Source organism: Halegenticoccus soli, assembly GCF_002844195.1.
Classification (GTDB): domain Archaea; phylum Halobacteriota; class Halobacteria; order Halobacteriales; family Haloferacaceae; genus Halegenticoccus; species Halegenticoccus soli.
Genome location: NZ_PEND01000007.1, coordinates 135432 through 148063, shown reverse-complemented (window position 1 = coordinate 148063; position 12632 = coordinate 135432). Strand labels below are relative to the sequence as shown.

Sequence of the window (12632 nt, the reverse complement as noted above, 5' to 3'; positions counted from 1 at the left end):
GCCCTCGGCATTACGTCGCGCCGCGGGGGACGGATTCGGGGATAAAGAGTTTTCCTCCCGGGATATGCACTCTCCCCAATGACCAGTTACGAGTGCGACGTCGCGGTGGTCGGCGCGGGGACCGCCGGGTGTTACGCGGCGGCGACCGTCGCCAACGAGGGACTCGACGTGGTCGTCGTCGAGCGGAAGTCCGAGGAGGAGGCGGGGCACATCGCCTGCGGCGACGCCCTGAAGGGCGCGGACGCGTTCCCCGACGCGATCCCCAAGTCGCAGATCGAGCCCGCGTTCACGAACACCGGCGTCGACCACGGCCGGTTCGAGATCCCCTCCCACGACACGGTGCTCGAGATCCCCGTGCCGGGCGAGCTCGCGGTCATCGACCGCTGGGACTACGGCCGGCGGATCATCGAGGGAGCGAAGGACGCCGGCGCCGAGTTCCACTACGACACGGTGGTCCAGGACGTGACGCAGGACGACGACGGTCGGGTGACGGGCGTCCGCGGCAAGCGCAGGGGCGAGGTCGTCGAGTACGACGCCGCGGTCACCATCGACGGCGCGGGCGCGCTCTCCATCCTCCAGGACAAGGCCGACCTCTCGGGGGCGACGTTCGACACGAACGTCTCGTACTCGCAGTTCTGCTCCGCCTACCGCGAGATCGTCGAGGTGAGAGAGGAGGTGCCGTGGAAGGACGCGCTCGTGTTCAAGCCGACGAAGCGCGCCGCGGGCTACCTGTGGTACTTCCCGCGCACGGGGACGGAGATCAACGCCGGACTCGGATTCCAGATGAACGAGGAGCCGATGAAGCTCGTCGAGGACCTCAAGGAGGACCTGCGGAACCGACCGGAGTTCGCGGGGGCGAAGGTGACGGACAAGCTGGGGGCGGCGCTGCCGACGCGGCGGCCGTACGATTCCGCGGTCGCGCCGGGCTTTCTGGCCGCGGGCGACGCCGCCGGCCACGTCAACCCCACCACCGGTGGCGGGATCGCCGGTGCGGCGTACGCGGGCAACTACGCCGGCGAGCAGGCGGTCCGGGCCGTCGAGGAGGGCGACGCGAGCGAGGCGGCGCTGTGGCGCTACAACGAGCGGGTGATGGAGCACTTCGGCGCGCGGTACGCCGGGCTGGACGTGTACAACGTCCTCTCGACGGCCGTCGACGTGGACGACCTGATGGGCCTTCTCGCCTCGCTGCCGGGCGAGAAACTCGCGGAGGCGCTGTACTCCGGGCAGACGTCCATGGGGTGGAAGCTGAAGCTCCGGACGGCTGTCCAGAGCCGCGACTACTGGGGCGTGATCTGGAACTTCTACCGGACGAAGCGGCTCGCGGAGGAGCTCATCGACCACTACCGGCGGTATCCGACGCGGCCCGGTGCGCTCGCCGCCTGGCAGGAGGGACGCGACGCGCTCATGGACAGCATCTACGAGACGACCGGCGCCGAAGCGAAGTACTGATTCTCGGGCGTCCCCGCGACCGCGCCGGCGGCGCTCAGATCCGGGGACCCGCGCGGGGTCGCGTCCCGGTTCCGTCGCCCGACGCCGGTCGTGTCCCGACTCCGCCTACTGACGCCGGTTGCGCCGTCGTCCGACGACCGCGTCGGGCGTCCGTCGACCGACGACAGTCGCCCCCCGAAGCCGACGGCCGTCGCAGGTCGTTTCGGCGTCCGTCGATTTCGATCGGCGGTCCAAGAAGGCTATAAGCACTGGGACCACAAGGGTAGTCACGACACCGGAAAAGAGAGAGCGAACGAACCGGCAGAGAGGAGAGAATGTCACAGCAAACGCAGACACCATGGAACGCTCGACGTACCTGAGGGCGCTCGTCTCGGTCACTGTCGTCCTCGTGCTCGCGAGCGCGGCGGCCCCGGCCTTCGCGGCCGCGGCGCAGGAGGAACCGCACGCGGCTGATCACGCCGGTCACTCCGGCGTCGACGCGATCGACGCCGGCGGATTCGACGCGACCGTCCCCGGCGGATTCAGCGCAACCGTCCCCGGCGGTCCACAGCACGGATCCGCGACGGTCGCGGGTTCGATCGCCGAGCGGAACGACGGGGGGACGCAGCTCGCTCCGTCGTCCTCGACGACCGACGCCTTCGAGTACGTCCTCCGCGGTCGGCTCGACGACTTCAACCCGACCGGGGTCGTCCTGCTGCTCGGCTACAGCCGGCACGACGAGTCGAGCCCGCTCGAAAACGACGTCCGAAAGCGGGTGTACGAGACGATCGCGAGCGCGCCGGGAACGTACGTCTCGGAGATCGCAGAGCGAACTGACACGCCCCGCTCGACCGTCAGGTACCACATCAAGGTGCTCGAACGGGAGCGGCTGATCTTCGGCGAGAAGATCCGGGGCAAGCAGCGGTTCTTCCCGGTCGGCGCCGAGCGGGTCGAGCTCACCGCCGCCCTGGACGACGACGCCGCCGCGACGGTGCTCGACGCGGTCGCGCGGCTGGCTCCCGCGACCGTCTCGGAGGTGGCTTCGGAGGTCGACCGGACGCCCGGCACGGTCTCGTACCACCTCTCTCGGCTCGAAGAGGCGGGCCTGATCGAGCAGGAGCGCGACGGCGGGACGGTGCTGAACCGGCTGGCGAGCGACGTGCGCGTCGACGACGGCGAGCCGACGGTGGCTCGCATCGAAGCGACGACGTAGCCGCGCCCCTCTCGCCGGGCTCGTTTTTCGACTTCTCGGACGGAGCGGCCGAGACGCCCGTTTTGAGAGTTCGGTCAGAACCTCTTTTTGTCGATCGTTGCTGTGGTCAGGTAGGCCGAACGGCCTGTGAGGGGATGACTGACGATCGGACGACCGACGCCGCGGCGGGCGACCGCTCGACGCCGGTCGCGCCGCGCACGGAGTGCGATCCCCCGCGGATCACCGAACGCCAGCTACACAGCGGATAGGGGAGATCAACGATGTCTCAAAATCAGCTCAGGACGGCCGAAACGCCCGGACGAAACGCGGAGCGGACCGAACGGAACGCGGACGCTCGGTCGGACGCCGTCCGACGGTGCCCCGAGTGCGACGGGCCGTGCACGAAGAGCTCCGACGGCGAGGAGCTCGTCTGCGAGGAGTGCGGGCTGGTCGTCGACGAGAGCCGGATCGACTTCGGTCCGGAGTGGCGGGCGTACAACCACAGCGAACACCGCGAGAAGTCGCGGGTGGGGTCCCCGCTGACGGAGTCGATCCACGACCGCGGGCTGAGCACGACGATCGACTGGCGCAACAGGGACGCCAGCGGGCAACTGCTGTCGGCGGAGAAGCGCCAGCGGATGCACCGGCTCCGCTCCTGGCAGGAGCGCATCCGGACGCAGAACGCGAAGGAGCGCAACCTCCGGTTCGCGCTCTCGGAGATCGAACGGATGTCGAGCGCGCTCGGCGTGCCGCGGTCGGTCCGCGAGGTCGCGTCCGTCATCTACCGCCGCGCGCTCGACGAGGATCTGATCCGCGGGCGCTCGATCGAGGGGATGGCGACCAGCGCGCTGTACGCGGCGTGCCGCCAGGAGGGCATCCCGCGCAGCCTCGACGAGGTCGCCGAGGTCTCGCGGATCGAAAAGCGGGACATCGGCCGGACGTACCGGTACGTCTCGCAGGAACTCGGCCTCGAACTGTGCCCAGTCGACCCCAAGCAGTTCCTGCCCCGGTTCTGCTCGGAGCTCGAACTCGACGAGGAGGTTCAGGCGAAGGCGCGCGAAGTGCTCGACATCGCCACCGAGGAGGGGCTCCTCTCAGGAAAGTCCCCCACCGGCTGCGCCGCGGCCGCGATCTACACCGCCTCGATGCTCTGCAACGAAAAGCGGACGCAAAAGGAGGTCAGCGATGTCGCGCAGGTGACCATGGTGACGATCCGCAACCGCTACCACGAGCAGATCGAGGCGCTGGCCCTCATGGAGGGGACGGAATAGCCGGCGCGCCGATCCGATCGAACGGATCTCTCGGATCGAACTCGCCGGGGGGCGCGGCGTCCGCGGACGCCGCGCCGCGAATCCGTCTCCCCTCCGGCCCGCCGAGTCCCGTCGGCTCCGCTTCGGCCCTCCGAGTTCTTCACTTTCCCCGCTTCGGCCCTCACGGGCGGTCCTCTTCCGGTGTCTCGAACCGCCGCTTCGACGCCTCCGGGTCGCCCGCCTCGGTTCTCGTTCCGCCGCGGTCTCCGATACCCGCGATTACGGCCGCCGTGATCGACAGTCGATGTGATCTACGGCCGCCGCGCGGCGATCTCGCGGATCGCACCCGAGAGCACGTCGACGGCGATCGGGATGGACGACTCGTCGACGTCGAACGTGCCCGTGTGGTGGCCGCCGGGGTGGTCGGTCCCGACGCCGACGTACGCCGCCTTGCCGCCGTTTTCCTGCACCCGACGCATCAGGTACGTCGCGTCCTCGCTGCCGCCGAGCGCGTCCCGGTCCAGGATCGACTCGACGCCGTCGACGCCGCCGCTGACCTCAGCGACGATGTCGGCGAGGGCGCGGTCGCTGCGGGCGCTCGGCGCTCGCCCCTCCGTCGAGAGCGACACCTCGCAGCCGTGCATCTCCGCCGCGCTCTCGACGACGCGCTCGGCGCGTTCGCGCATGTACTCCATCAGCTCTGTCGTCTCGCCCCGGACCTCCCCCTCGACGAACGCCTCCTCGGGGATGATGTTCGTCGCCGTCCCGCCGCCGACGAGTCCGGCGTTGACGCGCGTCGCGCCGTCCGAGTGCCGGGAGATCCCGTAGAGGTTCTGCACCGCGGTCGCCATCGCCAGCACCGCGTTGTCGCCCTCCTCCGGCTTGGCGCCCGCGTGGGCCGGGTGGCCCGCGAACTCGGCGCGGAAGTGGTGCACCGCGAGGAAGCCGTCGATCCCGGCGACGATCTCGCCGGTGGGGTGGTCGAGGCCGACGTGCACGGCGAGGAGGTAGTCCACGTCGTCGAGGTGGCCGCCCTCGGCCATGGGCTTGCCGCCGGCCACGAGTTCCTCGCTCGGCTGGAAGAACACCTTCAGCGTGCCCTCGAAGTCGCTGTCGGCGATCGCGTCGATCACGCCGACGCCGATGGTCGCGTGGGCGTCGTGTCCGCAGGCGTGCATGTACCCCTCGCGCTCCGAGCGGTAGCCGCCCGCGGCGGGGGCGTGGTCGCCCCCCTTCGATTCGAGGATGGGGAGCGCGTCGATGTCGACCCGGAGGCCGACGGTCGGCCCGTCGCCCTCGCGGAGGGTCGCCACGGCCCCGGTGTATCCGCCCTTCAGGTCGTCCAGGATGTCCTCGCGTGCGCCCTCGGCGCGGGCCCGTTCGAACCACTCGTCGAGTTCGGCCCCGTCGGGGACGGCGAGGCGCTCGTCTGCGAGCACCTCCGGCCCGACGTACAGTTCGTCGAGCGGCCGCGTTTCGAGTTCGTCGACGATGCGCGCCGTCGTGTAAAACTCGCGCCAGGCGGGCTCGGGATGTCGGTGGAGGTCGCGGCGAAGCGCGACGAGGTCGTCCGCGTCTTTCGACTGGTCCATGTGGCTACCAGTGCGCCGGCGCTCTTAATTGCTGGAGAAGAGGCCAAGGACGACCGCCCGCGACGAATCGCCCGACCGCAGTTCGTCCGACCGGCGGTGTCAGACGCGGTGACGTAGGCATTTATATACCTGTGTAGAATCATGCGAATACGTGATGCGACATGGCCACTGACGACGAAACGATCGACGAAGAACTCGAAGAGGCGGAAGCCGCGGAGCGGTCCGATCGCATCGAGTTCCGCGGCGGAAAGTGGATGAGCGCGTTCCCGATCGCGTTCTTCATCCTGTGGGCGATCGTACAGAGCGGGCTCCTCCGGATCGGTGACACGACCGGACTGGTCGCGGGGATGCTGATCGCGCTCATCATCGGAATGCTGTTCGCGAAGGGATCGTGGAAGGCGTACGCGAACACGATCTTCGAGGGGATGACGAGACGCGTCGCGGCGACGGCCGTCGTGGCGTGGCTGTGGGCGGGGATGTTCGCCGCCACGATCCAGACGGGCGGGTTCGTCGGCGGCCTCGTCTGGGCGGCCACCGTGCTGGAGATCGGCGCGGCGCTGTTTCCGGCGATCACGTTCATCCTCGCCGCGCTGCTCGCGACGGGTATCGGCACCGGCTACGGCACCACCGTCGCGTTCACGACCCTCTTCTTCCCGGCGGGCGTCCTGCTCGGGGCGAACCCCGTCCTGCTGTTCGGGGCGATCCTCTCGGGGGCCGTGTTCGGCGACAACCTCGCGCCGGTGAGCGACACCACCATCGTGAGCGCCGTGACGCAGGATTCGGACATCGGCGGCGTGGTCGCGTCGCGCTTCAAGTACGCGATCGTCGCGGCCGTGATCGCGTTCGCGGCGTACGTCGTCGCCGGCAACGCCATGTCGGGCGTCGACGTCGCCGGGCAGTTCCGCGAGGTGTTCGTCGCGAACAGCGAACCGGGCGGCCTGCTCCACCTCCTGTCGATCTTCGTGGTCATCGCGACCGCGGTGTCCGGTCGGCACATCGTCGAGGCCATCTCCTGGGGGATCATCGTCGCGTTCCTGATCAACGTCGTGTTCGGTCTGGCGTCGTTCAGCGACATGGTCGTGTTCAACGCGCCGCGCGACGCCGCCGTCGCGCAGTCGCTCTCGTTCCTGCCGTTCGTCGAACTCGTCGGGACCGAGGAGGTCGGCGTCGGCGGGAGCCTCTACTCGGGCGCCGAGGGCTTCTTCCCGCTCATCGTGCTCACGCTGCTCATCGTCGCCGGCGCGCAGATCATGATCCGCGGCGGCGGGTTCGCCGCCCTGCAGGACTGGCTCCTCGACTCGGTCGCCACCAGCGTCCGCCGGGCCGAGACGTCGATGGTGCTCGGCACCGCCATCGTCAACGCGATGATAACGATCAACACCGCCGCCGAGATCGCCATCGCGCCGTACATCGCGCGCCTCGGCGAGCGGTTCAACATCAACGGCTACCGCCGGGCGAACATCCTCGACGCGAACACCTCCGCGCTCGGGTACATCTTCCCGTGGTCCGGGGGCGTGCTCGTCGGCTTCGCGGCCATGCAGGGGCTCCCGAACCAGTACGACTGGTTCACGCGGAGCATGATCGTCAACCCCGCCGAGGTGTGGCCGTTCGTCTTCCACGGCTGGCTGCTGGTGACCGTGTTCCTCGTGGCGGCGCTGACCGGCTTCGGCCGCGAGTACACGTCCGACCGCGAGGTCAAGGAGGTGGCGCGCGTATGAGCTTCCTCGACAGGTACCTGGGCGGCGGGGCGTTCCGAACGACGCTCGACAAGTATCTGACCGGGTGGTCGTTCCGGACGACGCACCCGTCCTTCGAGGTCGGCGAGGAGATCTCGGTGTTCGTCACCGGGTACGAGAACGGCACGGCGGTGGTTCGCGTCGGCGACACCGTGATCCGCGTCCCGGACGCGCCGGACGGGCTGCTCGACAGGCGCGTCCGCGTCCGCGTGACGGACTTCGCCGAGAACGACCACGTCGGCGAGGCGGAGTACCTCGAAACGGTCGGAGAGAGCGCGTTCTGAGCAGACCGCGGGTCGGGCGCGACTCGCGCTCGGTCCGCCCGAAAACGCGCCGGTCGCCGACCGCGACCGGAACGCGACCCGAGTTCGACCCTCGGCCGGTCGCTCAGCCGCGCCGGTGTCCCAGCGGCTTCTTCTGTTCGACTTCGATCTCCACGCGGACGCTCTCGGGGAACTCGCGGTGGCCGATCTCGCGGGCGATGTGCTCGTTCCCGTGGATTTCGAGCCGGCGCGAGTACACCGTGTAGTTCCACGGCGAGAACTCGTCCCCGGGCGCGAGCCGCCGGTACTGCGGAACGCGGATGCGCTCCGGCGGCGCGGAGTGCGGTCCCTTACACTCCGCGCCCTTCCGTTCTATCATCCGTTTCAGGTCGCCGACGACGTCCTCCAGGACGGCCCGGTCGCCGCTCTGGAAGGCGAGTTTGGTTACGAACGTCATGAGCTGGGTTCTACAAACAGGTGCGGCGTCGAGCCGTAAAAACGCATCTACCTCCCGCCGGAACGTCCCGCAGACGGGCACAGGAGGGTCGGACAGCCGCGCCTCCGATATTCTCTTAACTCGTGACCGATTACATCGGGTAATGACGGTCGAAGCGGTCAGCGCCGGAGCCATCCTCTTCCGCGACACCCGCGGCCGACGGGAGTACCTGCTCCTGAAGAGCCGACCGGGGGACTGGGAGTTCCCCAAAGGCGGAGTCGAAGGGGACGAGGAGCTCCAGCAGACGGCGATCAGAGAGGTCGAAGAGGAGGCGGGGATCTCCGAATTCCGCCTCGTCGACGGGTTCAGAGAGGACTACGACTACGTGTTCGAAGCCGGCGGCAAGACCATCCACAAGACGGTTCACCTGTTCATCGCGCGCTCCTTCGAGGCGAGCGCGGAGCTCTCGAACGAGCACCGCGACCTCCAGTGGCGCGACTACGAGCAGGCGATCAACACCATCACCCAGGACGGCCCGCGCGAGATTCTGAAACGCGCGCACGCCTACCTCAACGACCTGGAGGCGAAGAACGAGGACGTCGACGGCGGGCGGAAGTACCTCGCCTGAGCGACGCGGCGTCTCTTCCCGTGCGCTCCGAGGACGACCGGACCGGCGCGAGATCGGAGTCGGAGGGATCCGTGAGCGGACGCTATCCCGGCGACTCGGAGTTCGTCTTCGAACTCCTGGCGTGCCGGTGGGCGGAGCGGTCGTGGCCCCCCGGCGGCGCGCGCGAGTCGGCGCCGATCGTCGCCCGCCAGCTCGGGACGCGGCGGCGGCGGTGGGACACCGTCGTCGTCGAGGCGGACCCGGAGGCGCTCGAAGCGAGGGCGCGGTTCGGACCGCGGACGCTCGACTCGGACCTCCTGCACGTCGTCCGGCACGCCCCGAGAGAGTGGGCGTGGTACCGCGACGCGCTCCCGCACCCCGGGTATCCCTGGCGATACGTCCGCGCCGCCGTCCACCGCGCGGCCGGGCGCGGCGTCGTCGAGAAGCGGCGGAACGGCAACCGGATCGAAATCCGTCGGATCGCCCCCTATCCCGACTGGGTTCGGCGGATCGTCGCCGTCGAGAACAAGCCGGACCTCGACGCCGGCGCGGCGCGCGCACTGGGAGCGCAGCTCGAACACGACGTCTCGCGCGCGCTCGCGGACGAGGTGTGGGTCGCGACGGCCGCGACCGGCGCGAGCGTCGAACCGGCGCTCCTGGAGGACATGCCGGTCGAGGCGGGGATCCTGGCGCTCGACTTCGCCGACGGCGTCCGGCGGGACGCCGGGGAGGTCGTCTGGCACCCGAGCCGGCTCGAACCCGACGAGACCGACGACGCCCGCGCGGAGACGCGGCTCGAACTCGCCGAGCGGGCGTACGGCCGGGGGTGGCGGTCGTTCGTCGGGACGATGCGGCCCGACTGCCGGCACTTCGAACTCCGCCGCCGCGGGGAGGCGCTCGTCCCCTGGTGCGCCGCGAAGGGGAAACACCAGAGCGCCGCCGAGTGCGCGGGGTCGTGTTCGGCGTTCGAGCCCGAGCCGCCGCGGTGGCGGACGAAGGGCTGGCCGATCGAGGGGGGACCGGGGAAGGGGATCAGACGGCTGCTGGAGGGGCGACGGGAGTGGGTCAGAGAGCGGGGGCGGGAGCGCGCGTTCGAACGGCGCTGAGGCTCACGCACCGAGCGCCTTCGACGCCCACTCCGCGATCGTGTCGTCGGTCTCGCGCATCCGCGCGGCGAGCCGGCGTTCGAGCCGGCGACGGACGCCGCGGTACGCCGGGTGGTCGATCAGGTTGTTGAGCTCGTTCGGGTCCTCGCGCAGGTCGTACAGCTCGTTGCGGTCGGGCGCGTTGTACACCAGCTTGTACCGCCGCGTCCGGAGCATCCGCTGGGAGTAGAACCCGAACTCGTCGCCGTGGTACTCGGCGAAGAGGTCCTCGGGCCAGTCGTCCGGCGGTTCGCCCGCGAGCAGCGGGCGGAGGCTCCGCCCGTCGATCCCGTCGGGGATCGGCGCGCCGCCGGCGTCGAGGAACGTCGGCATCAGGTCGACGAGGCTCACGAACTCGTCGCAGACGCTTCCGGGCTCGGTCATGTCGGGCCACCGGACGAAGAGCGGCACCCGGTAGGTGTCCTCGTACATCAGCGGCCCCTTGTTGAACTGGCGGTGGTTGCCGACGAAGTCGCCGTGGTCGGAGGCGTGAACGGTCACCGTCGAGCCGTCGAGGCCGAGTTCCTCCATCGCCCCCAGGATCCGCCCGATCTGCTCGTCGATGAGCGTCACGAACCCGAAGTACTTCGCGGCGATCGCCGCCCAGTCGTCCCAGCCGAACCCCGCGACGCCGCGGTAGCGGAGGTACTGCTCATGGGCGCGGGGCTTCCCGTCGAACGTCTCCGCGTAGGTCGGCCACGGATCGACGTCGTCGGGGTCGTACATCGAGGCGTACGGCTCGGGGACGACGTAAGGGTGGTGCGGCCCGAGGAAATCCGTCCGGTGGAAGAACGGCCCGTCCTCGTCCCCCTCCGCGTACGCCTCCAGCCGCTCTATCGTCCGCTCGGCGAGGTAGTACGGGCGAGTCGCCTCCACCGGCGCGGGGGTGGTCGCGGCGACGAGCGTCGGATCCCGGTCGTGCTCCGTGTACGTCGGGTCTTCGAGTTCGATCCCGCCGGGGTCGATCCCCAGACTGCGCTGGTAGTCGCGGAACGACGACGCGAGGTGCGGATCGTGGTGCCTGTCGCTGCCGCCGGCGTACTCGAAGCCGAAGTCGTCCGGGCCCTGATCCCGCCCGACGTGCCACTTCCCGAGGTACGTGTTGCGGTACCCCGCCTCCCGGAGGCGCTCGCCGAACGTGGGGAGCCCCGGCGGGAGGTTCCGCCGGATCGCGTCGGCCTCGTGGCAGTTGTTCATCATGCCGTGGTTGTGGGGGTACAGCCCGGTCAGGAGCGAGGCGCGGGCGCTGCTACAGATGCTGATGGGGGTGTACGCCCGCTCGAACCGCATCCCGGCCTCGCCGAGGCCGTCGATCGCCGGCGTCTCGACCCCGCTGTCCGGCGTCGTGAGATCGTACCGTTCCTGGTCGGTGAGCAACAGGAGGGCGTTCGGCCTGTCGTCGGTCATCAGAGGTACCCGAGGTCCTGGAGCCTGGTTTCGGTTTCGGCGCTCATCGAGACGGCGTCGCCGTCGGCGTCCGCGTTCTCGACGTCGGCGAGCGGTCCCAGCCGGGATCGGACGGCGTCCCGGAGTTCCGCCGCGCGCTCGGGCCTCGCGGCGGCGAGGTCCCGGGTCTCCGCCGGATCGTCCGCGACGCGGTACAGCTCCTCGGTGCCGTCGGAGCGGGTGATGAGCTTGTACTCGTCGGTCCGGGCCGTCCGGACGGATCGATCGTAGCGGTACAGTTCGGGCGGGAGGTCGCCGAACCGCTCTTCGAGCGCCTCGATCGGCGGCTGCGGACGGACGTACTCGGCGAAGACGTGCTCCCGCGGCGGCGCGTCGGACGCCGGGTGCAGCGACCGGCCGCGGAACTGCTCGCGCGCGACCGGATCGTCGACGCCGGCGACGTCGAGCAGGGTGGGTGCGAGGTCGAGCACCTGGACCAGTTCGTCGGACCGGCCGCGGCCGTAGAAGGGGCCGCCGCCGATCACGAGCGGCACGTGCAGGAGCGAGTCGTAAGCGCAGTACTGGTGGCCGAGGAAGCCGTGATCCCCGACGTTCTCGCCGTGATCTCCGACGACGACGAACACGGTGTCGTCCCACTCGCCCGCCTCGACGAGCGCGCGCCTGAGGTCGCCGATTCGTCGGTCGAGGTAGGCGATCTCGGCCCGGTAGAGACCGCGGAGGGCCTCGAACTCCTCGTCGGTGAGGTCGAACAGCCCCGCGTCGTACTCCCGCGGGGCCTGCGGCAGCGACGTCGCGTCCTCGTAGCTCCAGCCGTCGGGGAGAAACCGCTCGGCCTCCGGCCGCGGCGGACTGTACGGGAGGTGCGGCTCGATGAAGTTCGCGAACAGGAAGAACGGCGGCTCGACCCCGTCGAGCCACCGCCCGACCCAGTCGACCGTCCGGGCCGCGCCGTCGTCGTCCCCGAATCCGCCGACGCGGTCGTAGACGGCGTTGACCGCGTTGGCGATCGGGTTTCCCTCGAACAGCCGGGAGACGAACGTCTCCAGCCGCCGGCGGCCGCCCAGCACGTGCCTGAGTTCGCCCAGATCGGCCTCCGTCTGAATCCGCTGCCACGTGCGGTGGAACGTGTCGAAGCCGCGCGCCAGGCCGAACTCGCCGGTCACCCAGGTGTTGTTCGAGACGCCGGCCGTGGCGTAGCCGGCGTCCCGGAACGACTCGGCGAGCGTCCGCAGCCGGTCGTCGAGCAGCGTGTGGCCGCCGTGGGTGCCGTGGTCCGCGGTGTACGTTCCGGTGAAGAGCGAGGCGTGCGACGGTAGCGTCCAGGGCGCGCTGGTGAACGCTCGCCGGTAGTCGGTGCCGGACGCCGCTACGTCGGCGAGCGTCGGGGCCGTCTCGGGGGTCACGTCGCGGGCGCGGGCCGTGTCCATGACGACCAGCACGACGTTCGGCCGGTCGGTCATGGTACGCCGAACCCCGACGTATCGCGGGCGAGAGGCGGCTCGCTAACCGTCGTCGATCCCGGAGACGTCCCCACCGGCGCTGCTCGGTGGCGGTTCGCTGGAGGGCTCACACGGGG

General features: G+C 70.0%; 11 protein-coding genes. 7 read left to right on the top strand and 4 right to left on the bottom strand.

Translation table 11 applies throughout. The annotated features are described in order from the left end of the window. Positions 1–78: 78 nt before the first annotated feature. From CNO20_RS18690 to CNO20_RS18680, 3 genes are all read left to right on the top strand, one after another. Complete coding sequence (locus tag CNO20_RS18690; protein WP_101297722.1) at positions 79–1449, top strand: geranylgeranyl reductase family protein; 1371 nt, start codon at positions 79–81, stop codon at positions 1447–1449. 337 nt (positions 1450–1786) lie between these two features. Then, positions 1787–2641 (top strand): winged helix-turn-helix transcriptional regulator, encoded by an 855-nt coding sequence (locus CNO20_RS18685; RefSeq protein ID WP_101297721.1) that lies wholly within the window; start codon positions 1787–1789, stop codon positions 2639–2641. 260 nt (positions 2642–2901) lie between these two features. Then, positions 2902–3891 (top strand): transcription initiation factor IIB, encoded by a 990-nt coding sequence (locus CNO20_RS18680; protein WP_101297720.1) that lies wholly within the window; start codon positions 2902–2904, stop codon positions 3889–3891. A gap of 290 nt (positions 3892–4181) precedes the next feature. Here CNO20_RS18680 and CNO20_RS18675 read toward each other — a convergent pair whose 3' ends face one another. Further along, complete coding sequence (locus CNO20_RS18675; protein ID WP_101297719.1) at positions 4182–5462, bottom strand: amidohydrolase; 1281 nt, start codon at positions 5460–5462, stop codon at positions 4182–4184. A gap of 161 nt (positions 5463–5623) precedes the next feature. On the opposite strand from CNO20_RS18675, the gene CNO20_RS18670 reads away from it, so the two are divergent. Beyond that, complete coding sequence (locus CNO20_RS18670; protein WP_101297718.1) at positions 5624–7180, top strand: Na+/H+ antiporter NhaC family protein; 1557 nt, start codon at positions 5624–5626, stop codon at positions 7178–7180. Continuing rightward, entirely contained in the window at positions 7177–7482 is a 306-nt protein-coding gene (locus CNO20_RS18665) for a DUF7513 family protein (protein WP_199174925.1), read from the top strand. Before CNO20_RS18670 ends, CNO20_RS18665 begins: the two co-directional genes overlap by 4 nt. A gap of 103 nt (positions 7483–7585) precedes the next feature. Here CNO20_RS18665 and CNO20_RS18660 read toward each other — a convergent pair whose 3' ends face one another. Further along, on the bottom strand, positions 7586–7918 hold the full coding sequence (locus tag CNO20_RS18660) for an uS10/mL48 family ribosomal protein (protein WP_101297717.1): 333 nt from the start codon (positions 7916–7918) through the stop codon (positions 7586–7588). Between the two features lie 142 nt (positions 7919–8060). On the opposite strand from CNO20_RS18660, the gene CNO20_RS18655 reads away from it, so the two are divergent. Next, positions 8061–8525 carry a bis(5'-nucleosyl)-tetraphosphatase gene (locus CNO20_RS18655; protein ID WP_101297716.1) on the top strand — a complete coding sequence of 155 codons (465 nt, stop codon included), beginning with the start codon at positions 8061–8063 and terminating at the stop codon, positions 8523–8525. 71 nt (positions 8526–8596) lie between these two features. Then, complete coding sequence (locus CNO20_RS18650; RefSeq protein ID WP_101297860.1) at positions 8597–9610, top strand: DUF5787 family protein; 1014 nt, start codon at positions 8597–8599, stop codon at positions 9608–9610. Positions 9611–9613: 3 nt separating this feature from the next. Here the strand turns inward: CNO20_RS18650 and CNO20_RS18645 are convergent, their stop codons facing one another. Beyond that, entirely contained in the window at positions 9614–11056 is a 1443-nt protein-coding gene (locus CNO20_RS18645) for a sulfatase family protein (RefSeq protein ID WP_101297715.1), read from the bottom strand. Beyond that, positions 11056–12516: a sulfatase gene (locus CNO20_RS18640; RefSeq protein ID WP_101297714.1), complete on the bottom strand. Its 1461-nt coding sequence runs from the start codon at positions 12514–12516 to the stop codon at positions 11056–11058. Before CNO20_RS18640 ends, CNO20_RS18645 begins: the two co-directional genes overlap by 1 nt. Between the last annotated feature and the right edge of the window lie 116 nt (positions 12517–12632).